General features: G+C 71.5%; 20 protein-coding genes and 1 rRNA gene. 9 read left to right on the forward strand and 12 right to left on the reverse strand.

All coding sequences use genetic code 11. The features are described from left to right. Positions 1-387: 387 nt before the first annotated feature. Positions 388-954: a DJ-1/PfpI family protein gene (locus tag AB0I66_RS32450; RefSeq protein ID WP_363211535.1), complete on the forward strand. Its 567-nt coding sequence runs from the start codon at positions 388-390 to the stop codon at positions 952-954. Between the two features lie 268 nt (positions 955-1,222). On the opposite strand, the gene AB0I66_RS32455 is transcribed toward AB0I66_RS32450, so the two are convergent. The 3 genes from AB0I66_RS32455 to AB0I66_RS32465 all read right to left on the reverse strand — a co-directional run bounded on the left by AB0I66_RS32455 (position 1,223) and on the right by AB0I66_RS32465 (position 5,024). Continuing rightward, complete coding sequence (locus AB0I66_RS32455) at positions 1,223-3,529, reverse strand: LuxR C-terminal-related transcriptional regulator (RefSeq protein WP_363211536.1); 2,307 nt, start codon at positions 3,527-3,529, stop codon at positions 1,223-1,225. 76 nt (positions 3,530-3,605) lie between these two features. Further along, positions 3,606-4,283 (reverse strand): HAD family hydrolase, encoded by a 678-nt coding sequence (locus AB0I66_RS32460; RefSeq protein WP_363211537.1) that lies wholly within the window; start codon positions 4,281-4,283, stop codon positions 3,606-3,608. 255 nt (positions 4,284-4,538) lie between these two features. Beyond that, positions 4,539-5,024, reverse strand: coding sequence for a hypothetical protein (locus AB0I66_RS32465; RefSeq protein WP_363211538.1), 486 nt, complete (start codon positions 5,022-5,024; stop codon positions 4,539-4,541). Positions 5,025-5,384: 360 nt separating this feature from the next. On the opposite strand from AB0I66_RS32465, the gene AB0I66_RS32470 reads away from it, so the two are divergent. After that, entirely contained in the window at positions 5,385-5,864 is a 480-nt protein-coding gene (locus AB0I66_RS32470) for an Rv3235 family protein (protein WP_363211539.1), read from the forward strand. Positions 5,865-5,960: 96 nt separating this feature from the next. Here AB0I66_RS32470 and secA read toward each other — a convergent pair whose 3' ends face one another. After that, the gene (secA, locus tag AB0I66_RS32475; RefSeq protein ID WP_363211540.1) at positions 5,961-8,804 is read right to left on the reverse strand and encodes a preprotein translocase subunit SecA; all 2,844 of its coding nucleotides are present in this window, start codon (positions 8,802-8,804) and stop codon (positions 5,961-5,963) included. Between the two features lie 223 nt (positions 8,805-9,027). On the opposite strand from secA, the gene AB0I66_RS32480 reads away from it, so the two are divergent. Continuing rightward, on the forward strand, positions 9,028-9,600 hold the full coding sequence (locus AB0I66_RS32480) for a GNAT family N-acetyltransferase (RefSeq protein WP_363211541.1): 573 nt from the start codon (positions 9,028-9,030) through the stop codon (positions 9,598-9,600). A gap of 37 nt (positions 9,601-9,637) precedes the next feature. Further along, positions 9,638-10,828: a crosslink repair DNA glycosylase YcaQ family protein gene (locus AB0I66_RS32485; protein WP_363211542.1), complete on the forward strand. Its 1,191-nt coding sequence runs from the start codon at positions 9,638-9,640 to the stop codon at positions 10,826-10,828. Here the strand turns inward: AB0I66_RS32485 and AB0I66_RS32490 are convergent. The 7 genes from AB0I66_RS32490 to mtnA form a co-directional block, all read right to left on the reverse strand. After that, positions 10,821-11,564, reverse strand: a complete 744-nt coding sequence (locus tag AB0I66_RS32490) for a response regulator transcription factor (protein ID WP_363211543.1) — start codon at positions 11,562-11,564, stop codon at positions 10,821-10,823. The genes AB0I66_RS32485 and AB0I66_RS32490 overlap by 8 nt on opposite strands. A 195-nt stretch (positions 11,565-11,759) precedes the next feature. Beyond that, a complete protein-coding gene (raiA, locus tag AB0I66_RS32495) occupies positions 11,760-12,509 on the reverse strand; it encodes a ribosome-associated translation inhibitor RaiA (protein ID WP_363211544.1) in 750 nt (249 codons plus the stop codon). 258 nt (positions 12,510-12,767) lie between these two features. Further along, positions 12,768-13,544 (reverse strand): phosphoribosyltransferase family protein, encoded by a 777-nt coding sequence (locus AB0I66_RS32500; RefSeq protein WP_363211545.1) that lies wholly within the window; start codon positions 13,542-13,544, stop codon positions 12,768-12,770. A 118-nt stretch (positions 13,545-13,662) separates the two neighbouring features. Continuing rightward, a complete protein-coding gene (locus tag AB0I66_RS32505; RefSeq protein WP_363211575.1) occupies positions 13,663-15,417 on the reverse strand; it encodes an LpqB family beta-propeller domain-containing protein in 1,755 nt (584 codons plus the stop codon). Between the two features lie 85 nt (positions 15,418-15,502). Further along, a complete protein-coding gene (gene mtrB, locus AB0I66_RS32510) occupies positions 15,503-17,623 on the reverse strand; it encodes an MtrAB system histidine kinase MtrB (RefSeq protein ID WP_363211546.1) in 2,121 nt (706 codons plus the stop codon). 1 nt (position 17,624) lies between these two features. Further along, complete coding sequence (gene mtrA, locus AB0I66_RS32515; RefSeq protein WP_361836743.1) at positions 17,625-18,314, reverse strand: two-component system response regulator MtrA; 690 nt, start codon at positions 18,312-18,314, stop codon at positions 17,625-17,627. Between the two features lie 4 nt (positions 18,315-18,318). Next, complete coding sequence (gene mtnA, locus AB0I66_RS32520; RefSeq protein ID WP_363211547.1) at positions 18,319-19,503, reverse strand: S-methyl-5-thioribose-1-phosphate isomerase; 1,185 nt, start codon at positions 19,501-19,503, stop codon at positions 18,319-18,321. A 140-nt stretch (positions 19,504-19,643) separates the two neighbouring features. On the opposite strand from mtnA, the gene AB0I66_RS32525 reads away from it, so the two are divergent. From AB0I66_RS32525 to AB0I66_RS32545, 5 genes are all read left to right on the forward strand, one after another. After that, positions 19,644-20,918 carry a glycerophosphoryl diester phosphodiesterase membrane domain-containing protein gene (locus tag AB0I66_RS32525; RefSeq protein ID WP_363211548.1) on the forward strand — a complete coding sequence of 425 codons (1,275 nt, stop codon included), beginning with the start codon at positions 19,644-19,646 and terminating at the stop codon, positions 20,916-20,918. Between the two features lie 4 nt (positions 20,919-20,922). Then, the gene (locus AB0I66_RS32530; RefSeq protein ID WP_363211549.1) at positions 20,923-21,612 is read left to right on the forward strand and encodes a DUF4129 domain-containing protein; all 690 of its coding nucleotides are present in this window, start codon (positions 20,923-20,925) and stop codon (positions 21,610-21,612) included. A 364-nt stretch (positions 21,613-21,976) separates the two neighbouring features. Further along, complete coding sequence (locus AB0I66_RS32535) at positions 21,977-23,335, forward strand: DUF4350 domain-containing protein (protein ID WP_363211550.1); 1,359 nt, start codon at positions 21,977-21,979, stop codon at positions 23,333-23,335. Further along, positions 23,335-24,315, forward strand: a complete 981-nt coding sequence (locus tag AB0I66_RS32540) for a MoxR family ATPase (RefSeq protein ID WP_363211551.1) — start codon at positions 23,335-23,337, stop codon at positions 24,313-24,315. The genes AB0I66_RS32535 and AB0I66_RS32540 overlap by 1 nt, the downstream gene beginning before the upstream one ends. Beyond that, positions 24,315-25,625 (forward strand): DUF58 domain-containing protein, encoded by a 1,311-nt coding sequence (locus AB0I66_RS32545; protein ID WP_363211576.1) that lies wholly within the window; start codon positions 24,315-24,317, stop codon positions 25,623-25,625. Before AB0I66_RS32540 ends, AB0I66_RS32545 begins: the two co-directional genes overlap by 1 nt. Positions 25,626-25,695: 70 nt before the next feature. Here AB0I66_RS32545 and rrf read toward each other — a convergent pair. Next, a 5S ribosomal RNA gene (rrf, locus tag AB0I66_RS32550) occupies positions 25,696-25,781 on the reverse strand; the annotation flags it as partial.

Genomic DNA, 25,781 nt, shown 5'->3' on the forward strand with positions numbered 1-25,781 from the left:
GATGAGCGGGCGGTTATCCGCCATTTTCAGCGGTTTCGCTGACCGATGGCCGGGATGATCTGGCAGGCCGCACCGCGAAGAAGCGTCAGCGACGCCCCGGGCACGGATGTCCTCCGTGTTCCCCGGGCGCAGGGCGGGGGCGTACACGCCCCCGCGGGATATCGCGCTGATCACGGGTCAAGGCTATCGCCCTCCACCCCGGAGTCGTCATGAGCCGTATGTGTACAAAAGCAGGGGTGGAACTTTGACACTCTGCACAGAGACTTTCACGCCATTCGTCGGCGGCGGGCCCGCCGGGCGAACCGGTGGGGCCCCTTGGCAAACCGGACGGGCGGATGCACGTTGAGCGGAACGGACGGTCAGCGCGCGAGTGGGGAGCGAGCACCGATGGCAGCCAAGATCCTGATAGTGACCGGCGACGCGGCGGAGTCCCTGGAGGTCCTGTACCCCTTCCAGCGGCTGCGCGAGGAGGGGTACGACGTCCACATCGCCGCCCCCGCCCGCAAGAAGCTGCAGCTCGTGGTGCACGACTTCGAGCCGGGCTTCGACACGTACACCGAGAAGCCGGGTTACACCTGGCCCGCGGACCTCGCCTTCTCCGAGGTCGACCCCGGTCAGTACGTCGCCCTGGTGATCCCGGGCGGCCGGGCCCCGGAGTATCTGCGCAACGACCCGGAGCTCCGCAAGATCCTCAAGTCCTTCTTCGACGCGGACAAGCCGGTCGCCCAGATCTGCCACGGCCCGCTCCTGACCGCGGCGATCGGCGGCCTGAGCGGCCGCAGGGTCACGGCGTATCCGGCCCTTGAGCTGGACATGCAGACAGCGGGCGCGACGTTCAGGGACGCGGAGGTCGTGGTCGACGGCACGCTGGTCTCGGCCCGCGCATGGCCGGATCACTCGGGCTGGATGAGGGAATTCCTGACGGTGCTGCGGGCGAAGGCTCCGGTGACGTAGGGCGGGGCGATACGGCGGGGTCGATACGTATACCGATCACGCCGGGGCCACGGAAATGCGTATACGGCCCGGGAGCCGTACCGATGCAGGGCCCATGCACGGGACGTCAGGCTGTTCCCTGTGCCGCTCTCCGGTCGAACCGGGCAGACGGAGCGCCGGACAGTGTTTGGACAGCTCCCCCACATCTGTCGTGGCAATGGGCGCTCCGACGGCACCGCGCGCTGCCTGCCCTCGTCGGCGAGGGCAGGCAGCGCGCCACGAGCAGCCCCTACCCCTGCCCCGTCACCGAGGCGATCTCCGTCCGCGAGGCAACCCCCAGCTTCGCCAAGATGTGCTCCACATGCGCGTCAGCGGTCCGCTTCGAGATGACGAGCCGCTCGGCGATCTCCCGGTTGGACAGCCCCTGGGCGACCAACGCGGCGACCTCACGCTCACGCCGGGTCAGCACATCGAGCCCCGCCCCGCCGGCGCCCCGCGGCCCGGGCACCGCGACCGGCCGGTCGGCGTCGGCGTGCGCGGCGGCCACCGCCTCCCGCATCGACAGCCGCTCCCCCTCCCCGTACCACCGGGCGAACGCCTGCTCGCCGAGCGCCTCCGCGACCCGCTCGCGCACCTGGGCGTGCAGCCCCCGCAGCGTCGGGAACATCCCGAACGTGTCGCCGGTCCGGCTCCGCGCCGCCTCCACGTATCCGAGGAGCCACGCCGCCCTGATCCACCGCTCCTCCTGCGCCGCCGCCCAGGAGAGCCCGGCGCAGCACAGCCTCGCGGCGAGCGCCTCGCCGATCTGCCCGACGGAGTCCAGCGCCTGGAGCAGCGTCCGCGCGCTCTCCTTGCCGCGCCCCGCGACCCACAGCGAGACGCCCTTCACCATGAGCGTGGCGCCGCGCAGATATCGCTCGTCCTCGAAGGGCGCGAGCTGCGCCAGCGCCTCGTCGCACAGTTCCAGGGCCTGCGCCGGTTCCCCGAGGGCCGCCCGGACGGCCGCCGCCTCGTGGCAGAGCAGCGCCGCCCTGGCCGGGTCGTCCATCGCGATCAGCCGCACCCGGGCCCGCTCCATCGCCACCAGCGCCTCCGCGGTGACGTCGGTGCCGTCGCCCGCCGCGAGAATGCCGCGGGTCGCCGCCAGTTCGGCCTCGGCCATCTCCGCGGCGCCCGCCTCGCCGACGCGCCGTGCGACCCCGACCGCTTCGGTGAGCCGCCCCAGCGCGGCCGCGGGGTCACCGAGCCACAGCCGGAACTCACCGGTGCGGTGCAGCCCCGCCGCCCGCTCGGGGCTGTCGCCGGGCACCGCCTTCAGCCCCTTGTCGATCCAGTACTCCCCCTCGGACATCGCGCCCACCGCCCGCCAGTGCGGCCACAGCCGGGTCGCGAGCAGCAGCCCCTCGGTCTCCAGGCCGGGCGTCCGGTACGCGTGTTCCAGCGCGGCCCGCACATCGTCCTCGGCGTCCCGCGCCGCCGCGTGCAACGCCACCTGCTCCGCGCTCAGGAACCGCTCCTCGAAGCGCCGGCCCAGCTCGCCGTAGTACGTGAAGTGCCGCTGCCGTGCCTCGTCGGTGCCGTCGTCCGCCGCGAGCCGCTCGGCGCCGTACTCCCTGATGGTGTCGAGCAGGCGATAGGTGTCGCCCGCTCCCCCGGGCCGCTGCACCACCGACTTGTCCACCAGGCCGATCAGGTGCTCGATGACCTCGCAGGCGGGCAACTCGTCGCCGCCCGCGCAGACCTGCTCGGCCGCCGCGAGGTCGAAGGCACCGGCGAACACCGACAGCCTGGCCCACACCACGCGCTCGGGTTCCGTGCACAGCTCGTGGGACCAGTCGATGGCCGTACGCAGCGTCTGGTGCCGCGTGAGCGCGGTCCGCCGGCCGCCGGTGAGCACCCGGAACCGGGCGTCGAGCCGCGCGACGAGCTGCTCGAGAGGCACCGCGCGCAGCCGCACCGCGGCGAGTTCGAGCGCGAGCGGAATGCCGTCGAGCCGGCACACCAGCCCGCTCAGCAGCTCACGGTTGCCCTCGCTCACGGCGAACCCCGGCACGACGGCGCCCGCCCGCTGCACGAACAGCTCCACCGCCTCGGCCGCGCCCAGCGGCTGCAGGGGCCAGCAGCTCTCGCCCGGCACGTCGAGCGGCTGCCTGCTGGTGGCCAGGACGCTGGTCCCCGGCGCCTCCCTGAGCAGCACGTCGGCCAGCATGGCGCAGGCGTCGACGAGATGCTCACACGTGTCGAGGACGATCAGCGCCCGCCGCTGCTGCAGAAAGTCCACCACGGCGTCCAGGGGCTGCGTGCCGGTCTGCTCGGGCAGTCCCAGCACGGTGGCCAGGGTCCCGGGCAACAGCTCCGGGTCCCGCAGCGCCGACAGCTCGGCCAGCCAGACCCCGTCGGGGAACCTCTCGGCGGCCTCCGTGGCCACCCGGAGCGCCACCCGGGTCTTGCCCACGCCCCCCGACCCGACGACCGTCACCAGGCGGGACTGCCCCAGGGCCCGCCCCAGCGCGGCGACATCCTCACCGCGCCCGACGAAGCTGGTGATCTCGGCGGGTAACCGCCCACTCCTGCGCTGCCCGAAGCCGAACCCCATGTCGCCCCCGCTACGCCCGCATCGGAACCATCCCACCCAGCGTACGCATCCGACCGCACACGGTAAGCCGCTTCTCCTAAGCAGCCAGCCGCTCGGCGACCTCCACGGCCTCGGTGAGACTGTCCACCACCGGGACCCCCACCCCTACCGCCTCCAGGGAGGCCCTGCTGTGGGATCCGCCGGTGTAGAGCACGGCCTGCGCCCCCACATGTGCCGCGGCGACCGCGTCGTCGACGGCGTCCCCGATGACGACGATGCGCTCGGCGGCGGCAACGCCCTCAAGGGCCGCCAGGTGCCGCACCATCCGCTCGGCCTTGCCCGCGTGCGAGGTGTCCATGCGCCCGTCGATGCGCACGAAGTGCTCCTCGATCCCGTGCCGCCGCACGATCGGCACCAGGTGCTCGTGCGGCGCGAGCGAGAGCAACGACTGCGTGCGCCCGGCCGCCCGCCGCTCCGCGAGCAACTCGGCGGCGCCGTCGGCGAGACCGCAGGCCTCGGCACGCGCCCAGTAGTGCTTGTGGAAGACGGCGTCCATGACCTGCCACTCGGCGTCCGTGGGCAGCCGCCCCATCAGCCGCTCGTAGAACAGCGGCACCGGCACGCAGTACAGATCGCGATATCGCTCGAGCGTGATCGGGTCGAGCCCGATCTCCGCGAACGAAGCGTTCGTGGACTCGATCACCGCATGAATGTCATGCAGCAGAGTCCCGTTCCAGTCCCAGACGATGTGCGCCCCGCGCCGCGACTTCCCCATGCCAAAAAGGTACCCGCCCCCACCGACACTTCATTCCCCCGGCCAACGGGGCACCCGAGCCGGCGCCCACAGCAGCGCCCGACACCGCACGGCACCCGGCAACGAGCGCGGCGGGACGTGCCGGAAGCCCGCCCAGAGCACCGGCGGCCACCCCGCAGGGCCACCCCGCACCCCCAGGCGTACCGGCACCGCACCGCACGGGACCCACACCGCCGAAGCCAGGCCCCCCACCGCCAAAACCCCCGCGGTGAACCCTCAGCCGATCAGCGAGGGAATCTCCTGCGTCGCGAACCACAGCAGCTCGTGGTCCTCGACCCCGTCCCCGCCGCCGTCGCCCCGGCCCGCGCCGCCCAGCGCCGCGGCGACATCCGCCTCGGCGTCCTCGGCGTCCACGTGCACCGCGGCGACCTTCTTGAAGGGCAGCACCCCGGCGATCCGCACCTCGCCGAGCTCGCCCGAGCCCGCGCGCCCGGCATCCTCCAGCGCCCCGTCGGCCACGTCCGCGGCCAGCACGACCCGCCGCCGGGCCGCCCCGGGCTCCCCGGCGATCAGCTTCAGCGAGGCGAGCGCGGCCTGGCTCAGGGCCGCGTACTCCAGCTCCTCCACGTCGTCCGTCGCGCACCACTCGCGCAGCGCGGGCGTCACGGCGCAGGCGCTCAGCGAGGCGGTCTCGGCGCCCAGCTCGCCCGCCTTGTACGCCTCGGCGAGACGGCTCAGGGTCAGGGGAACGTAGACGCGCATGACGGCCCGCTTTCACAGTCGGAGTCGCGGGAGACGAAGTCGCTCCCAGGAGACGGAGTCGGAAGGTCGCGGAGAAGGCAACACGACAGGCCCCCAGAATACGTGCGGGAGTCCCCCTTCGAGCTGCGCCCCACACCCACCCCCCACGTCACCCAAGGCCCCCGCCCGTCACCCGCCGCACCCCAACGCCCCCAAGGAGCGGCGCACCCCCGGCCACCCTGATAGGTGATTCCCCCGGCCACGCACCCCCAGGCCCGCGGCCCCTTGCGACCCCCGCCACGGCCCCCGTACAAGATCTCCGACAGAAGTTACTCCCCGGTACAACCGCGGCCGGGACAGCGAAGCCGGAGGCGACACGGCATGCAGAAGGTAATGACCAGGCCCCGCTCCCGCCCGGTGACCACCCGCCCACCGGGCCGCACGGACCCCCGCCACCCCTCGGCGGCACGCGCCCCGCGCTCGGCCCCCCGCGCCCCCGCCCGCCCGGTACGCCCCCTCAGGACCCCGCCCCAGCCCCCACCGCACCCCACGGAGCTCTTCACCGAGCGTCTGCTCCTGGTGCTCAGCGGCCAGAAGCCGGTCCACTGGGCGGCACGCCACATCGCCCACACCGCGTTCGACGACCTGACCCGCCTCGCCGAGCAGACGCCCCTGACCGTGAACGGCCGTCGCCCCACGATCCACCGGATCGGCCACTACGAACCGCGCCCCGGGGTCTACGAGGTCTTCGCGAGGATCGGCGCGGGCCCCGCCCTCAGGGCCCTGGCCTTCCGCCTGCACCTGGGCGCGGACCAGCGGTGGCGCTGCACGGCGGTGGAGGTGGGAGCCCCGGCCAGGTAGCAGCGCACGGCACAAGCTCACGTCAAAACGCACGGCAAAGGGGGCCGAGCGCCCATGGCGCCCGACCCCCGAAGAACTGCCTATGGCCGCCCGCGGCTACTTCTTGCGGCGACGCCCCCCCTTCTGGGCCTTGCGCCGCTCCGCGCGGGTCATGCCGTCGGACTCCGAACGCACGCCGGCGTCCTCGGTCTCGAAGTCACCCTCGTCGACCCCGCCCTCGGCGTTCGGCGCCTGGAAGTGCAGACGGTCGGGCCGCTGCGGAGCCTCCAGGCCCTTGGCCCGGATCTCGGGACGACCGCCACCGGCGGGAACGGCGTCCTTCTTCTGCAGGGAAGCGCCGGCCGCGGCGGAGTCCGACACCGGAACCTCCTCGACCTGCTGCTCGACCTGGACCTCCAGGTTGAACAGGTAGCCGACGGACTCTTCCTTGATGCCGTCCATCATGGCGTTGAACATGTCGAAGCCCTCGCGCTGGTACTCCACCAGCGGGTCCTTCTGCGCCATGGCCCGCAGGCCGATGCCCTCCTGGAGGTAGTCCATCTCGTAGAGGTGCTCGCGCCACTTGCGGTCGAGCACCGAGAGGACGACGCGTCGCTCCAGCTCACGCATGATCTCGGAGCCGAGCTGCTCCTCACGCGCCTCGTACTGCTGGTGGATGTCGTCCTTGATGGACTCGGAGATGAACTCGGCGGTCAGGCCCGCGCGGTCACCCGCGTCCTCCTCCAGCTCCTCGATGGTGACCTTCACCGGGTAGAGCTGCTTGAAGGCGCCCCACAGCCGGTCCAGGTCCCACTCCTCGGCGAAGCCCTCGGCGGTCTCCGCCGCGATGTACGCGTCGATCGTGTCGTCCATGAAGTGCGTGACCTGCTCCTGGAGGTTCTCGCCCTCCAGGACGCGGCGACGCTCGCCGTAGATGACCTCGCGCTGGCGGTTGAGGACCTCGTCGTACTTCAGGACGTTCTTACGCGTCTCGAAGTTCTGCTGCTCGACCTGCGACTGGGCGGACGCGATCGCGCGCGTCACCATCTTGTTCTCGATCGGCACGTCGTCCGGGACGTTCGCCATGGCCATCACGCGCTCGACCATCTGCGCCTTGAAGAGGCGCATCAGGTCGTCGCCGAGCGAGAGATAGAAGCGGGACTCACCCGGGTCGCCCTGACGGCCGGAACGACCGCGCAGCTGGTTGTCGATGCGGCGCGACTCGTGGCGCTCGGTACCGAGGACGTAGAGCCCGCCGAGGCTCTTGACCTCCTCGAACTCCGCCTTCACGGACCGCTCGGCCTTCTCCAGGGCGGCGGGCAGCGCGGCGGCCCACTCCTCGACGTGCTCGACGGGGTCGAGGCCGCGCTGGCGCAGCTCCGCCTCGGCGAGGTCGTCGGGGTTGCCGCCGAGCTTGATGTCCGTGCCTCGTCCGGCCATGTTCGTGGCGACGGTGACGGCGCCCTTGCGGCCGGCCTGGGCGATGATCGGCGCCTCACGGTCGTGCTGCTTCGCGTTGAGCACCTCGTGCTGGACACCGCGCTTGGAGAGCTGCTGGGAGAGGTACTCCGACTTCTCCACGGAGGTCGTGCCGACCAGGATCGGCTGGCCCTGCTCGTGCTTCTCGGCGATGTCGTCGACGACGGCGGCGAACTTCGCGACCTCGGTGCGGTAGATCAGGTCCGACTGGTCGGCGCGGACCATGGGCCGGTTCGTCGGGATCGGCACGACGCCCAGCTTGTAGATCTGGTGGAACTCGGCGGCCTCGGTCATGGCCGTACCGGTCATGCCGCAGAGACCGGGGGTCTCCTTGCCGTCGTGGTCGTGCCGCTTGTAGAGGCGGAAGAAGTTCTGCAGGGTGATCGTCGCGAGCGTCTGGTTCTCGTCCTTGATGTCCACCCCTTCCTTCGCCTCGATCGCCTGGTGCATGCCCTCGTTGTAGCGGCGGCCGGCGAGGATACGGCCGGTGTGCTCGTCGACGATCATGACTTCGCCGTCGATGACGACGTAGTCCTTGTCCTTCTTGAAGAGTTCCTTGGCCTTGATGGCGTTGTTCAGGTAACCCACGAGCGGCGTGTTGACCGACTCGTACAGGTTGTCGATGCCCAGCCAGTCCTCGACCTTGGAGACACCGGGCTCGTGGATGGCGACGGTGCGCTTCTTCTCGTCGACCTCGTAGTCCCCGGTCTCCTCGATGCCCTTGAGGGTGTTGCCCGCCTCGCCCTTGGTGAGGCGGGTGACCAACTTGGCGAAGTCGCCGTACCACTTGGTGGCCTGGTCGGCGGGGCCGGAGATGATCAGCGGCGTACGGGCCTCGTCGACGAGGATCGAGTCGACCTCGTCGACGATCGCGAAGTTGTGGCCGCGCTGCACCAGTTCGTCCTTCGACCACGCCATGTTGTCGCGCAGGTAGTCGAAGCCGAATTCGTTGTTCGTGCCGTACGTGATGTCGCTGGCGTACTGCTCGCGGCGCTGGGCCGGCGTCATGTTGGCGATGATGCAGCCGACGCTCAGGCCCAGGAACTTGTGGACGCGGCCCATCATCTCTGAGTCGCGCTCGGCCAGGTAGTCGTTGACCGTGATCAGGTGCACGCCCTTGCCCGACAGGGCGTTGAGGTACGCCGGGAGGGTGCCGACGAGCGTCTTGCCCTCACCGGTCTTCATCTCGGCCACATAGCCGAGGTGCAGCGCGGCGCCGCCCATCATCTGGACGTCGTAGTGCCGCTGGCCGAGGACGCGCTTGGCGGCCTCACGCACCGTGGCAAAGGCTTCGGGGAGGAGGTCATCAAGGGTCTCGCCGTCGGCGTAACGCTCCTTGTACTCCTCGGTCAGCGCGCGCAGCTCGGCGTCGGAGAGGCTGACGAAGTCCTCTTCGATGGAGTTGACCTGGTCCGCGATGCGGTGCAGCTTGCGCAGGATCTTGCCTTCGCCTGCACGCATGATCTTCGAGAGGACGGACACGGGGGTTGGTCTCCTTGCCGGTCGGGCCTGGCATGGTCGGTTTACTCATAGGGCAACGGCCATCGTAAGCGAGGAGCGGGCCGCGCCGGGAGGTCTGCCGATACGTCAACGGACGGGGGGCCTGGAAGGTGCCGGGTTGTGCCGATCAGCGCTCGGCGAAATGCGGGTGAAAGCTCGGCCAAAAGCACTGGCCCGCAGCGCCCGGCCCCCGCAGAATCACCGGATGGAGCCCGTCACCCTCACCACCGAACGCCTGATCCTGCGCGCCTTCACGCCCGCCGACACGGACGAGACGTACGAAGCCTGCCAGGACGCCGACATCCAGCGCTGGACCACGGTCCCCTCGCCCTACACCCGCGCGGACGCGGAGGGCTTCGTCGGGCGCATGGTGCCGGACGGCTGGCGCCACGACACGGAGTACACCTTCGCCGTACGCCCCCGGGAAGGCGGCCCCCTGGTCGCCGCCGCCAGCCTCCACCACCCCCGCTCGGGCGCCTGGGAGGTCGGCTACTGGACGGCGAAGGAGCACCGGGGCAGCGGTTACATGACGGAGACCGTCCTCACCCTGGCCAGGTGGGCCTTCACCGACCTGGGCTGCAACCGTCTGGAATGGCGCGCCGAGGTGGGCAACACGGGATCACGCGCGGTGGCGGAGAAGGCCGGCTTCGTCATGGAGGGCACCCTGCGCGCCGCCCTCCTGAACAAGACCACGCTCCGTGACTGCTGGGTGGGCGCCCTGCTCCCGAGCGATCTCGGCATGGCGTCGCTCCCGCCGTACCTGCCCGCCCGCAGCTGAGGCCGCTCTGTCAGTGCCGGCCCCTATCGTTTCCGGCATGACGAGCCTGCCGCCGCGCCCCGCCATCGACCTCTCCGCCGACGAGGCCCGCCGCATCGCGCTGCGCGCCCAGGGATTCATCGGCGCGCCGGACCGCAAATCAGGTGTGCGGGGCGTGTTGCGGCATCTCGGCGCGGTCCAGCTCGACACGATCTCGGTCCTGGCCCGCTCCCACGAGCTCATTCCGTACGCCCGGCTCGGTGCCGTCGGCCGCGACAGGATCGAGGCGGCGTACTGGGACGGGGCGTCGGGCACCGGCCCGGCCCGGCCGCACGCCTTCGAGTACTGGTCGCACGCCGCGTGCATCCTGCCCATCGAGGAGTGGCCGCACTTCGCCTTCCGGCGCCGCGCCTACCGCACCCGCCCGCACTGGCACCACGACCTGCCGGCCGGTGCGTACGACACGGTCATCAAGCAGCTCACCGCCGAAGGCCCCCTCACCGCGACGGAGTTGGGCGGCGCGAAGAACAAGGGCGAGTGGTGGGACTGGTCGGACGCGAAGGTCGCCGTGGAGCGGGCACTGATGTACGGCGAGGTGGTCTGCACCGAGCGCCGCAGCTGGAAGCGGGTGTACGACCTCGCGGAGCGCGCCATCCCGAGCACGCTCCTCCATGACGACCTGGACGACAGGGAGTGCCTGCGCCGCCTGGTCCGCCTGGCCGGACAGGCGCTCGGCGTCGGCACGCGCGCGGACATCGCCGACTACCACCGCCTCAAGGGCGAGCAGTTCGACTCGGTGGTCGCGGACTCGGGTCTGGTGCCGGTGACGGTGGAGGGCTGGGACAAGCCCGCCTGGGCCGACCCCGCGGCCCTTCAGACGGCTCCGCGCGGCCGCCACCGCACGACGCTCCTCTCGCCCTTCGACTCCCTGATCTGGGAGCGGGCCCGCACGGAGCGGATCTTCGGCTTCACCCACCGCCTGGAGGCGTACGTCCCCAAGCCCAAGCGGATCCACGGCTACTTCGCGATGCCGGTCCTGGCCGGGGGCCGCCTCGTCGGCCGCGTGGACCCCGCACGCGCGGGCAGCACGCTGGTCGCCAAGCAGGTGTCACTGGACAGCCCCAAGGCCGTGCCCGCGGTGGCCCAGGCCCTGCGCGAAGCGGCGACCTGGGTGAACTGTGATTCCGTACGGGTGGAGCGTGTGGACAAACCGGAGCTGACCGCCGAGCTGGTCCGCGCCCTCACCTGATCTCGAGGATCTTCTCCCGCATCGCGTAGACGACCGCCTCCATCCTGGAGTGCAGCTGCAGCTTCTCCAGGATGTTGCGGACGTGGTTCTTCACGGTGTTCTCGGAGATGAACAGCTCTTTCGCGATGTCGCGGTTGTTCATGCCCGTGGCCACCAGCTTCAGCACTTCCAGCTCGCGGTCGGTCAGCCGGGGCGCGGGCACCAGCCTGCGCTCGTCGGTGCGCTGGATCATCGACTTGAACTCGGTGAGCAGTTTCGACGCCATCGACGGACTGATCTGCGACTGCCCGTCGGCCACCGCGCGAATCGCCGTGGCCACCTCGTCCGTGGAGATCTCCTTGAGGAGATAACCCGTGGCGCCGGCCTTGATCGCGTCGTAGAGGTCGGCCTCCTCGTCGCTGATCGTCAGCATGATGATCTTCGCGCTCGGCGCGACCTCCTTGATGGAGGTGCACGCCTCGATGCCGCCGCGCTTGGGCATGCGCACGTCCATGAGGATGATGTCCGGCAGCAGGTCCGCGGCCTTGTCCACCGCCTCGGCGCCGTCGCCCGCCTCCCCGACCACCTGGATGTCCTCCTCGGCCGCGAGGACGATCTCCAGGCCCCGGCGGAAGAGCGCATGGTCATCCACCACAAGGACCCTGATGGGCTCCTTGCGCGGTGCGCCCGCATCCGTGCCGATGCCGATGCCGTCGTCGTCATCGGCATCCCGCATCGGTCCGAAGCTGTCCGCCATCGTTCCTCCCCCTGAAGGCCGCGGCCCGTTGTGCGTCGGCTGCCGCCAACGAGAGGCAGCAGCGCACCGGTTGGCCGGCTCCGCCCATGATTTCATGCCCGGACGGTCGCGCGGTGCCCGCAGGGGTCGCATGCTGGTGCCCCTGGGGGCGCACATGCGCTCCAGGGGCACCAGCAAACCCTCGGCCGACCGGGGTCAGCCGCCGAGCGCACCGCCACCGCCGCCGGTTTCCGGCCGCGCGACCATGGGGTCGGTGTTGAGGCGGATCACGCCGTAGTCGTAGGCGTGCCGCCGGTAGACGACGCTCGGTTCCTTCGACTCCGAGTCGACGAACAAGTAGAAGTCGTGCCCCACGAGTTCCATCTCGTAGAGCGCCTGGTCGAGCGTCATGGGAGCCGCCACGTGGCTCTTCTCGCGGACCACGAGCGGGCCTTCGCCCTGGATCTCCAGCGAGCCGATCCTCTTGACGGGCACGCCGTCCGGCTCTTCCTCGCGCACGAGGGTGCCGTCTCCGTTGAGAGTCGCCGCGTCCGGCACCCGCTCGGCCACTTCGGCGGCGGAGAGCCTGCCGGTGCCGCGCCGGTTGTGGCGCTTCTCGTGCTGCTTGCGCAGCCTTGCGTCGAGCTTGGCGGTGGCCAGGTCGAGCGCCGCGTACGGATCGGTCGCCGAGGCCTCCGCGCGGATCACTGGTCCGCGTCCCCGGAGCGTGATCTCGACACGGTCGGAACGGTCGGCCTGACGCGGGTTGGCTTCCTTGGACACCTCGACGTCGAGGCTGATCACCTTGCCGTCGAGCTTCTGGATCTTCTCCAGGTTCAGCTTCTCGGCCACGTGCTTGCGGAACCGCTCGGGCACCTCGGTCTTGCGGCCCTTGACGACGATGTCCACGCAGAACTCCGTTCCCGGATCGCTCCGCTTCGGCGGCGGAGCATCTCCCTTTTGCACCAGGCCCCGGTGACTCCCGGAGCCTCGGACTCGGTGACTTCCACCTCCTCCTCCCCCGCGAACAAGATCTCCACCCCGACCGGCCCGGGTGATTGCGAAAAACCCGGCGACCGGCATTCCGATATGCGAGGGGCGGCGTCCGCCATTCCTCACAACCGAACATATCTCGCCCGGACGGATGTCGTCACCCTCTACCGCTGCATACCTCCATTCAGGTGTATTAGCCCTCTCACTACCTGCAACGATGCAAGTTCCCAGTCAGTTCCGGTTTATTCCGAAAGAATCCGGCGAGGAGGCAACAACAGCCGCGATGATCCTGTTCTCGCCGGTATTTTCACGGGCTGTCACCACGGCGGCCGTCCCTTTACTTTCCGTGTCTACGTCACGTATTGCGCGCGCCGCCTCGGCCAAAGACGCGCCCGTGGTCATCAGGTCGTCCACGATCACGACCCGCCCACCGGCGAGCAGCCGCCCGCACCCCGCGGTCACCTCCAGGGCACCCCGCAGATTCGCCTCCCGCTGACGGGAGTTGAGCCCCGCCTGGTCCGCCACGACCCGCCGCTGGCGCAAGACTCCGAGCACCCGCGCCCGCGTACCGCCCCGCCGCAACTCCCCCGCGGCGGCCAGCGCGATCCGCCGCACCGGATCGTGGCCACGCGCCCGCACGGCTCCGCGCGCCGAAGGCACCGGCACCAGCAGTACCGGAGCGTCACCGGCGACACCCTCGTGAGGACCGGCACCCGCCCGCAGCCCGGCCCGCACCGCCCCGGCCAGGCCCGTGCCCAGCGGCCCCGCGAGCCCCAGGGCGCCCCGCTCCTTGTGCGCAAGCAGCACCGCCCGCACCGAGTCCCCGTAGACGGCCGACGCATGCACCTCCGGCAGCCCCCGCGGCCGCGGACGAGGACTCACCCGGCACGGCGCCGCCCCGCACAGCGCGTCGCGGCACGGCGCGCAGAGCGCCGCACGAGGCCTGCCACAGCCTCCGCACTCGGCCGGCAGCACCAGATCGGTGAGGTCCCGCAACCACCCCGGCATGCCCACCACTGTGCCAAGACCGCAGCACCCCTGGCCACCCCTGTGGACAACGGCCTGTGGACAACTCCCCGCCACGGCGCAGGCGTTGCCGTCACCCGGGGCGAGTCACCGGGGCGAGTCACCCGGGATAGACCGGCGCCGACCCTTGCTCGACCACCGTCTGCCACTGCGCACCCGTCGGCAGCCGCACGATGCCGTCGTCCGAGTGGGCCACCAACGGCTGCTGCTCGTCCTCCGACGCCGCTATCTCCTTCACGCCGGTGAGACCGGGCAGCGTCGCACCGGCAGGCATCGAGCCGTCGCACTGTACGTACCGCATCTGCTGCACACCGCCGGACTCCCGTCCGACCACCACGAGGCGGCTGCCGCCCGCCCACGACATGGCGGTGACCTCCTCCATCTGCGGCGCGGCCTGGCGCAGCCCGTCCACCGAGATCTGCGGCTGCTCGCCCTTGGCGCCCGTCCGCTCGACGCGGCCTATCTGCAGGCTCGTCTTGCCGTCCTTCTTGACGAGGAGCGCGACCCGTACGCCGTCGGCCGACACCCGCACCGCCTCGATCCGCCCGTCGAGGCCTGCGATCTTGACCGGCAGGGGCTCTCCCGCGCCCTGCTCCAGCCAGAGCAGGCGGGGCCGCTTCGGGTCGCGGTCGGCCACCCAGAGGTCACCGCGCCCGTCCCAGCTGGGCGTCGAGAGGCCGTCCCGCTCGGACTTCGCCTTGCTGCGCACCTCCGGCTTGCCGAGGGTGCCTTCGGAGACCAGCGACCCCATGTAGAGCGCGCGCCCGTCGAGCGACACCCCGGCCGCCCGCTCCTCGTCCCGTGACACGGCGGCGGACCGCAGCGGCTGCTCGCCACTGCCCAGCTGCCCGGGTACGGGCCGCGGTCCGGCCTTGCCAGGGGGGCCGGCCGGCATCCGCACCAGTTGACGCTTGTCGTCGATGAAGTACTGGTAGTCGGGGTGCTCGGCGATGCGGCGCGAGGCGACGGACTCGGCCCGCTCCTTGCTCAGGACGCACAGCTGCGAGCCGTTGCGGCGCTGCAGCTCCACCTCCTCGACGCCGGACGACGCCAGATCCTGGAGCGTGAAGAGCAGCTGCGCGGCCATCTCCGTGCACCGCTCCTGGCCTATCTGATCGGCCTTCGCGTTCAGCGGCACCGTCAGCTTGCCCTGGTCGTCGGGCGCCAGCGTCTTGGTGCCCGCCTTGAGCCGCGTACCCGTCGGGAAACGCGTGCCCACGGCCTGCTTGAGCCAGGTGGTGGGGCCGTCGAGCAGCGCCTTCACGGACTCCGTCACGGGGTCTATTCGCTGGCGTATGTAGACGGGGTCGGCGACGAGCCCTTCCTGGCCGCCACCGGTCGCGCCGGTCGCACGCGTCGCGAAGTAGTACTTGTTGACGGACCAGTAGATGCGCTGGAAGTCGGACTGCCCGAGCACGACGCCCTGCGGCACCCGGTCTATCCGCCACTCCTTGCCGTTCGGCCCGTCCTGCTGGGTGAGGTGCACGCTCTGGTTGTACGGGGTGTCGTCGAGCTGGTAGGCGTGCTCGTCGTCCACGGTGGCGACCTTGCGGCCGTTCAGCGGAAACGTACGGCCGGTGTCGCCGTCCCCGACACTGCCCGTCCCCGGGGTCGGCCCGCTGTCGAACACCGTGGTCTGCGCATCGGGGTCCCAGCCCTTGGAGGCTTCCTTGGTCAGATACTTGCGTGCCATCGCGAACTCGGGGTCGTCGCTGGTCAGCGCCTCGAGGAAACCCTGGACGATCTCCACGGGACCGGCGTTCTCCCCCGGCGGCATCGCGTAGACCCGGACCTGCGACTGCGAGTCCGGCCGCTGGGAGGCGTCGACCGCCTTGAGGTTCCCGCTGTCGGGCATCGAGGCACACCCCGCGAGCAGCACCCCGCAGGAGCCGAACAGCACACCGGCCCGCAGCGGACGCCGGCGAGCGCGGCGGTCGTGGTCAGCGGCCACGAGAGGCCTCCCCTTCCCTGGCGGAATCCGTTTCCGTCCCGCTCGCGCGATCGGCGTCCGGCCCGGCGTCCTTCGTGCCGTCCGTCGCGCTGTCCGCCGCCGCTTCACCGGGACCGTCGTCCGGCGGCCTGCGCGGCACCACCCGCGCCCCGCTGCCCGGCAGCGCGGTCGGGTCCACCGTCGCGGCCGCCTGGGCGAGCCGCGGCGCGATCGGCGCCCTCGCGGGCACGGGCGGCGGCACCCGCTCCGACACCGTCGGCTGCGCGGGCACCGTGGCGAGCTTGTTCGCGCCGCCGAGCGGCAGACCGGCGTCGTTCAGGCCGCGGTGACGTCGCGAGTCGTCGGGCTCCAGCGGTATCGGCGAACCCCGAAGAGGCTCGTCCGCCGTGCGCGGCAGCGTCAGACGGAACTGCGAGCCGCCGCCCGGCTCACCCCACGCCTGCAGCCAGCCGCCGTGCAGCCGTGCGTCCTCCAGCGCGATGGAGAGCCCCAGACCCGTACCACCGGTGGTACGCGCGCGTGCCGGGTCGGCCCGCCAGAAGCGGCTGAACACGCGGGTCGCCTCGCCCGGCTTGAGCCCCACTCCGTAGTCCCGCACCGCGACCGCGACCGCGCCGCCCGCCACCGCGAGCCGCACCACGACGTCCTGGCCCTCGCCGTGCTCCACGGCGTTGACCACGAGGTTGCGAAGGACCCGCTCCACCCGGCGGGCGTCGGCCTCGGCGACCACGGGCTGCTGGTCCCCGACGACCCTTATGTGGGTCCCCTTGCGCTCCGCGAGCGGCTCCGCACCGCCCACGACACGTCGTACGACCTCACGCAGGTCTATCGGCTCGGCCTCCAGGGCCGCCGCGCCCGCGTCGAACCGGCTGATCTCAAGGAGATCAGCGAGCAGCGTCTCGAACCGGTCCAGCTGATCGGCGAGCAGCTCGGCCGACCGCGCGGTCACCGGATCGAAGTCCACGCGCGCGTCGTGGATGACATCGGCCGCCATCCGTACGGTCGTCAGCGGCGTACGCAGCTCGTGCGAGACGTCCGAGACGAACCGCCGCTGCATCCGCGAGAGCTCCTCCAGCTGCTGGATCTTCAGCTGCAGATTCTGCGCCATCTTGTTGAAGGCCTCACCGAGCCGCGCGATGTCGTCCTCTCCGGTGACCTTCATACGTTCCTGAAGGCGCCCGGCGGACAAGCGCTCGGCGATGCCCGCGGCCATCCGTACCGGCGTGACGACCTGGCGCACCACCAGCCAGGCGATGGCGCCGAGCAGCACCACGACGAACAGACCCGCGGTGGCCAGCGTCGTCCTGACGACCCCGAGGGACTCCTCCTCCTGCGTCAGCGGGAAGAGGTAGTACAGCTGGTAGGGCTGGCCCTGCAGGTCGTTCAGGCGCTTGCCGATGACGAGGCCGGGCTGTGCCTCACGGCCGTCGTTGAAGACGATGCGGGTATTGCTCTGGTACGCCCTGGTGCCCTTGTCGACGCTGTCGCGCAGCGCCTCGGGCACGCTCTGGATCGGGTCCACGCCCCCGGAGGCACGCGGCCCGCGCACACTCTCGCCGCCCGCCGTGGACGTCGGGCTCAGCGTCACCACGTTGAACGCGCTCTGGCCGCCGCTGGAGAGCTGCTCGACCAGGTCGGACATCCACACGGCGGTGGGCGGCGTGGCCCCTCCGTCGGGCGTGCCGCCGCCGCTCTCCTGCCCCGAGCGCGGCCGGGCGGAGTTCGCCTCGTCCTGGGCCGCCCGGAAGCCACCGTCGGCCTGGCTCTGCGAGGCCTTCACCTTGGCCTTGAGCAGGCCGTTGTTCACCGAGCTCATGACGGCGAAGCCCAGCATCAGGACCACACCGAGCGACATCAGGAGGGTCGTGACGACGACCTTCAACTGAATGTTGCGCCGCCACAGCCGCAGGGCAGGCAGCAGCGGACGGCGCACCCAGCGCACGAAGAGCCTCAGGACGGGGCTGCCCTGCACCCCGTCCTGCAACAGCAGACCACCGTCGAGGAGCCGCCCGAACGTCGAGCCGCGCCGCGTCGGCCCCCCAGTCCGCCCCGAGCGGCCGCCCGGAGCCGGAGCCCCGGGAGGTGCTGCGGGGGAACTGTCCCGGGACATGTCAGCTCGGTCCGGCCTTGTAACCGACACCACGGACGGTCACCACGATCTCCGGACGCTCGGGGTCCTTCTCGACCTTCGAGCGCAGCCGCTGCACGTGCACGTTCACCAGCCGGGTGTCGGCCGCGTGGCGGTAGCCCCAGACCTGCTCGAGCAGCACCTCACGCGTGAACACTTGCCACGGCTTGCGGGCCAGCGCGACAAGCAGGTCGAACTCCAGCGGCGTCAGCGCGATCGACTGACCCTCCCGCTTCACGGAGTGCCCCGCCACGTCGATGACCAGGTCACCGATGGTCAGCTGCTCCGGCGCGGGCTCCTCCGACCTCCGCAGCCGCGCCCTGATGCGGGCCACGAGCTCCTTCGGCTTGAAGGGCTTCACGATGTAGTCGTCGGCGCCCGACTCCAGGCCGACCACCACGTCCACCGTGTCGCTCTTGGCCGTGAGCATGACGATCGGCACCCCGGACTCCGCCCTGATCAGGCGGCACACCTCGATGCCATCACGGCCCGGCAACATCAAATCCAGCAGTACAAGATCCGGCTTTGCCTCCCTGAAAGCGGCCAGCGCCTTGTCGCCATCAGCTACGAACGACGGCTCAAAACCTTCACCACGCAGCACAATCCCGAGCATCTCGGCCAGTGCGGTGTCGTCGTCGACGACAAGGACTCGTCCCTTCATGCCTGACATCATCCCATTAGCTCATCGATACCTGGCGTGACCTGGCACACAGCTCGCCCAGGCCCCCTGCTGTCACGGGCGACACGACGCCCTCCTCGGTGACGATCGCCGTCACCAGTTCCGGCGGCGTCACATCGAACGCGGGGTTGTACGCCTGGGTCCCCAGAGGTGCCACCGCGATCCCGCCTCCCGCCTCAAAACCAGCCATCGGCACATACGGTGCCGTGACCTCCGTCACTTCATGACTCGCCCGCTGCTCCACCTCGATGGACGCTCCGTCCGGGGTGTCCGGGTCCACGGTCGTGACCGGTGCCACCACGATGAACGGCACGTGGTGGTAGCGGGCGAGCACCGCGAGCGGATAGCTCCCCACCTTGTTGGCCACCGAACCGTCGGCCGCGATGCGGTCGGCGCCGATCAGCACGGCATCCACCTCACCCGCCGCGAACAGCGACCCCGCCGCGTTGTCCGTAAGCAAGGTGTACGCCATTCCGGCCCGCGCCGCCTCATACGCGGTCAGCCTCGAACCCTGCAGCAAGGGCCGCGTCTCGTCCACCCACAGCCTGCGAAGCCGCCCCGCCCGGTGCGCGGCAAGGGCCACCGCGAACGCCGTGCCCTCACCTCCGGACACCAGGGCGCCCGTGTTGCAGTGCGTGAGGATCCGGTGCCCGCCGCCCGGCAGCATCTCGTCGAGCAGCGCCAGCCCGTGCGCCGCCATCTTCCCGCTGGCCTCGGCGTCCTCCCGGTGCAGCGCCCGCGCGGCCGCCAGCGCCGCGGCGCCCGCCCGCTCCGGATCGGCCCCGTCCGCCACCGCCGAGCGGTAAGCCGTCAGGGCCCTGCGTACGCCGTACCCGAGGTTGACCGCGGTGGGTCTGGCGCCCGCGAGCGCGACCGCCGCCTCCTCCACGTCGAAGCCGCGTACGGCGGCCAGCGCGACGCCGTAGGCACCGGCTATGCCGAGCAGCGGCGCCCCGCGCACCGCCAGCGTGCGGATCGCCTGCACCAGGGCCGGCGCGTCCGTGCACACCAGCTCGGTCTCCTCACCGGGCAGCCTGGTCTGGTCGAGAAGGACCAGCACGGGGCCCTCGGGCGGCTCGGCCCAGCGGATCACGGAGATCGCCGGGTTCGCCTCTTTCACCTGATTCGTCGGGGTCTGGATCGGCCGGGTGTCCTCGCCTGATTGCGCGTACTGATCAGCCATCCGCCCAGTCTGCCCCGTACCTGTCGGACAATTGAAGGTGTGCAGCCCATACGCTGCCCGGTCCCCGCACGGGTGTGCCGTGGCACGATGGCTGGCAACCTGCCGCCGCGACCGCGGGCGGGCACCGTGAAGGAGCGACGATGAACGACACTCCGGGCTGGGCTTCGCCCGGATCTGCCCCCTCCGACGACGGCAAGGACTCCGGCGGGCCCGGACCCGCCGAGCCCGCGGACCAGCCCGACGCTCCCGCATCGAAGTGGTCCAAGGAGCAGCCGCCGCCCGCCCAGTGGTCCGCCCCCACCCCACCCGCACCCGGCCAGACCCCGCCTCCGCCACCTCCGCCCGGCGGCGGACACCCCGGCCCCGGCCCCGGTGGGCCCGGCCGCTACCCCGGCTGGGGCGCGTGGCAGGGCCCGCCGCCCGCGGCGAAGCCCGGCGTCATCCCGCTGCGGCCCCTCGGCGTCGGCGAGATCCTGGACGGCGCGGTCTCCACGATGCGCACGTACTGGCGCACGGTGCTCGGCATCTCGCTCGCCGTGGCCGTGTTCACGGAGATCGTCGTCATCCTGTTGCAGGGGCTCGTCCTCAACGACAGCGCTTCCACGGACGCCCTCGACGACCCGAGCGCGACCGTCGGCGAACTGACCCGCGCCCTGGGCGACACCCTGCTGAGCTCCGGCGTGGTCCTGCTGATCACGCTGCTCGGCACGATCGTCGCGACCGCCCTGCTCACGATGGTCACCAGCCGCGCCGTCCTCGGTAAATCGGTCACCACGGCCGAGGCCTGGCAGGACGCCAAGCCGCAGCTGCCGAGGCTGATCGGCCTGACGCTGCTGCTCCCGCTCATCGGCATGGCGGTCGTCGCCGCAGGCAGCCTCCCCGGCGTACTGATCGCGGCGGCGGGCTCGTCCGACGCGGGCATCAGCCTCGCCGTCCTCGGCGGATTCGCCGCCCTGATCGTCGCCATCTGGCTCCTCGTCCGCTTCTCGCTCGCCTCGCCCGCACTGATGCTGGAGAAGCAGGGCGTCAAGAAGTCGATGACCCGCTCGGCGAAGCTGGTCCGCGGCTCCTGGTGGCGGGTGTTCGGCATCCAGCTGCTCGCCGCGATCATCGCCAACGTGGTCGCGTCGATCATCGTCATCCCCTTCACCCTCATCGCGGGCGCGCTGAGCGGCGACGGCGTCACCGGCTTCCTCGACAGCGGCACCGGCGACCTCGGCTGGACCTTCCTGATCGTCAGCGGCGTCGGCTCCGTCATCGGCTCGATGCTCACGTTCCCGATCACCGCAGGCGTCACCGTCCTCCTCTACGTCGACCAGCGCATCCGCCGGGAGGCCCTCGACCTCGAACTGGCGCGCGCGGCGGGTCTCCAGGGCGACAACGGCACCGGCGCCCCCGGAACCCCGGGGAGCTGATGCGGTGACGGGGGCAGCACTGCACGGACTGACGGCGGTCGTCCTGCGCACGGGCGACGACGACCCACCGGTGACGATCCCGCGCGCCCCCGCGCGGGAGGCAGCCGAGCGCGAACTGTCCGACCCCGCCTACCACCAGGACGACCCGAGCCTCCTGCAGCGCGCCCTGGACCGCTTCTGGGAGTGGGTCGACGACCTGTTCTCCGCCGCCTCGGGAGCAACCCCGGGCGGCAGCCTCGGCCTCCTCGTGGTCATCATCGCCGTGGTCGCCCTCGTCGCGGCCCTGTGGTGGCGCCTGGGCACCCCGCACCGCGCCCCCGCCTCCTCCCCCGCCCTCTTCGACGACCGCCCGCGCACGGCCGCGGAACACCGCGCCGCCGCCGAAGCACACGCCGCCCAGGGCCACTGGAACCAAGCCGTCCAAGAACGCATGCGGGCGATCGTCCGCGCCCTGGAGGAACGCGCCCTCCTGGACCCCCGCCCCGGCCGCACGGCCGACGAAGCAGCGGCGGAGGCCTCAGGCCCCCTCCCCACCCACGCCACAGAACTCAAGGCAGCAGCCCAGTCCTTCGACGCCATCACCTACGGCGCCCGCAAAGCCTCCGAACCGACCTACACCCGCCTATCAACCCTGGACAAAGCCCTAACCCAAACAAAACCAACCCTGAACACCCCCCAGGGAGCCCCCCATTGACGGCCTCCCAGACCCCCGCCACAAACCCCCAGGCGGCAACCCACCCCTACGCCACCACCCCCCGCCAGCTCTGGACCAAAACCCGCGGCATCCTGACCCCCCAGGGCTCCCCGTTGGCCACCCCCCAGCCCAACGCCCCCACCGCACGCGGCCCCCACACAGCCACGGAACACACCTACGCCCGCCTGACCCCCCTGAACCAACCCCTCCCCCAAACCAGTTCGCCCCTAAGCAACATCCCCCAGGGCCCTCCGTTGACGGCCCCCAAGGCCCACCCGGCCTCCGCCACGAACCTCCAGGCGCCAACCCAGCCGTTCGACGGCCGCCCCATCACCCTGAACAACACCTCCCAGGGAGCCCTCCGTTGACGGCCCCCCAGGACCCGCCGAACTCCGAGGCCGCCGCCGGCAGAACACCCGTCGACGTGGGCAGAAACGACATCCGCGCCGACGGGAGCGACACCGGCACTGGCTCCGGCGCAGGCGCCAGCACCGGAGCGCCCACCACCGCCCGCGCCACCACAGCCACCGCCCCCTCCGCCCCGGCGCCCGCGCCCACCTCCTCAGCCCCCACCCCCCGCCAGCTCTGGACCAAGACCCGCGGCATCCTCCTCGCCCTGGTACTCCTCCTGGCAGCCGCCATCGCCATCGCGGCCGTCCGCTCCGGCGGCCAGCACGGCCGTCTCGACCCCCGCTCCGCCGACCCGTACGGCAGCCGCGCCGTCGCCGAACTCCTCGCGGACCGCGGCGTATCCACCCGCGTGGTCACCACCTCCGAAGAGGCCAGATCAGCGGCGGGCCCGGACACCACGCTCCTGGTGACCACCCCCGACCGGCTCACCGAAGGCCAGCAGTCCCGACTCCGCGCGGCCACCGAGGGCTCCCGAGGCCGCACCGTCCTCCTCGCCCCCGGCACCCCCTCGGTCAGCACCCTCGCCCCGGGGGTCACCGCGGACGCCACCCCCAGCCTCGACTCGACCCTCTCCCCCCGCTGCGACCTCCCCGCCGCCGAACGCGCGGGCTCCGCCGACGTCGGCGGACTCCGCTACGACACCCTCGCCCCGAAGGCCGACGCCTGCTACCTCAGCGACGGCCTCCCCAGCCTGCTGCGGCTCCCGGCCGCCGAAGGCCCCGGCGACACCGTCGTACTCGGCGCCCCCGACATCCTCTTCAACGACCGCCTCGACAAACAGGGCAACGCCTCACTGGCCCTGCAACTCCTCGGCTCGCGCCCTCACTTGGTCTGGTACCTCCCCTCGCTCGCCGACGACGCCGCCACCGACGAAGCCGACCGCGACTTCTTCGACCTCATCCCCGACGGCTGGCTCTGGGGCACCCTGCAACTCACCGTCGCCGCCGCGCTCGCCGCCCTGTGGCGCGCCCGCCGCCTCGGCCCGCTGGTCCCCGAACGCCTCCCCGTGGCCATCCGCGCCTCCGAGACCGTCGAAGGCCGGGCCCGCCTCTACCGCAAGGCCAACGCCCGCGACCGCGCGGCCGCCGCCCTCCGCTCGGCCACCCGCACCCGCATCGCCCTCCTCATCGGCGCCTCCCCCACCCAGGCACACGCGCCCGAGACCCTGCTCCCCGCCCTGTCCGCCAGGCTCCGCGCCCCCGGCCAAGACCTGCACCCCCTCCTCTTCGGCCCACCCCCCGCCGACGACGCAGCCCTCATCAGCCTCGCCGACCAACTCGACGCCCTCGAAAGAGAGGTACGTACTTCATGATGGACCCGACCACTGACAACGCCGGGAGCTCCGGCAGCGCCCGCTCCTCCCTGGAGTCCCTGCGCACCGAGATCTCCAAGGCCGTGGTCGGCCAGGACCCCGCGGTGACGGGCCTCGTGGTGGCCCTCCTCTGCCGCGGCCACGTCCTCCTGGAAGGCGTCCCCGGAGTGGCGAAGACCCTGCTCGTCCGCGCCCTCGCCGCCTCCCTCGAACTCGACACCAAGCGCGTCCAGTTCACCCCGGACCTGATGCCGAGCGACGTCACGGGCTCCCTCATCTACGACGCCCGCACCACCGAGTTCTCCTTCCAGCCCGGCCCGGTCTTCACCAATCTCCTCCTCGCCGACGAGATCAACCGCACCCCGCCCAAGACCCAGTCCTCCCTCCTCGAAGCGATGGAGGAACGCCAGGTCACCGTGGACGGCACCCCCCGCCCGCTCCCCGAGCCCTTCCTCGTCGCAGCCACCCAGAACCCGGTCGAGTACGAAGGCACGTACCCCCTCCCCGAAGCCCAGCTGGACCGTTTCCTCCTCAAGCTCACCGTCCCCCTCCCCTCCCGCCAGGACGAGATCAACGTCCTCACCCGCCACGCGGAAGGCTTCAACCCCCGCGATCTCGCCGCCGCCGGCATCCGCCCCGTGGCAGGCCCCGCCGACCTGGAAGCAGCCCGCGCCGCAGTCGCCAAGACGTCCGTCTCCCCGGAGATCACCGCCTACGTGGTGGACATCTGCCGCGCCACACGCGAATCCCCGTCCCTCACCCTGGGCGCCTCCCCCCGCGGCGCAACCGCCCTCCTCTCCACGGCCCGCGCCTGGGCCTGGCTGACGGGCCGCGACTACGTCATCCCCGACGACGTGAAGGCCCTCGCCCTCCCCACCCTCCGCCACCGCGTCCAACTCCGCCCGGAGGCCGAGATGGAGGGCGTGACAGCGGACTCCGTGATCAACGCGATCCTCGCCCACGTCCCGGTCCCCCGATGATGGCCCTCACCGGACGCACAGCCCTCCTGGCGGCCCTCGGCAGCCTCCCCGTAGGCATCTGGGAACCCAGCTGGACCGGCATCCTCGCCGTGAACGCCCCCCTGGCCCTGGCCTGCGCCTGCGACTTCGCCCTGGCCGCCCCCGTACGCCGCCTCGGCCTGACCCGCACAGGCGACACCTCCGTACGCCTCGGAGAATCCGCCGACGTCGAGCTCACCGTCACCAACCCCTCCGGCCGCCCCCTGCGCGCGCAACTCCGCGACGCCTGGCCCCCCAGCAGCTGGCACCCCGGCACCGAAGTCGAGGCCTCCCGCAGCCGGCTGACGATCCCTCCCGGCGAACGCCGCCGCCTCACCACCCGCCTGCGTCCCACCCGAAGAGGCGACCACCAGGCCGATCGCGTCACCATCCGCTCGTACGGCCCCCTCGGCCTCCTCACTCGCCAGGGCAGCCACAAGGTCCCGTGGACCCTCCGGGTCCTGCCCCCCTTCACCAGCCGGAAGCACCTCCCGTCCAAGCTGGCCCGCCTCCGCGAACTGGACGGCCGCACCAGCGTGCTGACCCGCGGCCAGGGCACGGAATTCGACAGCCTCCGCGACTACGTCCCCGGCGACGACACCCGCTCCATCGACTGGCGCGCCACCGCCCGCCAGTCCAACGTCGCCATCCGCACCTGGCGCCCCGAACGCGACCGCCACATCCTGCTGGTCCTCGACACCGGCCGCACCTCCGCGGGCCGGGTCGGCGACGCCCCGCGCCTCGACGCTTCCATGGACGCGGCCCTGCTCCTCGCTGCCCTGGCCTCCCGAGCAGGAGACCGAGTCGACCTCCTCGCGTACGACCGCCGGGTGCGCGCCCTGGTCCAGGGCAAGGCAGCAGGTGACGTGCTCCCCTCAGTCGTCAACGCCCTGGCCACCCTCGAACCCGAACTCGTCGAAACGGACGCCAGAGGCCTGACCTCAACAGCGCTCCGCACCGCGACCCGCAGCTCGCTCATAGTGCTGCTGACCAGCCTTGACGCAGCCCCCATCGAAGAGGGCCTGCTCCCCGTACTCTCCCGCCTCACCCAGCGCCACACGGTCCTCCTGGCCTCGGTCGCGGACCCTCACGTAGAGCAGATGGCCAAGGCCCGAGGAACAACAGAAGCCGTGTACGACGCCGCAGCCGCCGCCCAGGCCCACGCGGAACGCCACCGCACGGCAGAACAACTGACGCGCCACGGCGTAACAGTCGTGGACGCCACCCCCACGGACCTGGCCCCCGCACTCGCAGACGCATACCTGTCCCTAAAGGCAGCCGGCCGCCTCTGAGCGGGGCAATTGTTTTTGAACGCAAAAAACCCCCGCACCCAGAGGGTGCGGGGGTTTCCCGTTAATAATAGTTCGGCGGCGTCCTACTCTCCCACAGGGTCCCCCCTGCAGTACCATCGGCGCTGTGAGGCTTAGCTTCCGGGTTCGGAATGTAAC

It is taken from the genome of Streptomyces sp. NPDC050439, from assembly GCF_040655335.1.
GTDB lineage: Bacteria > Actinomycetota > Actinomycetes > Streptomycetales > Streptomycetaceae > Streptomyces.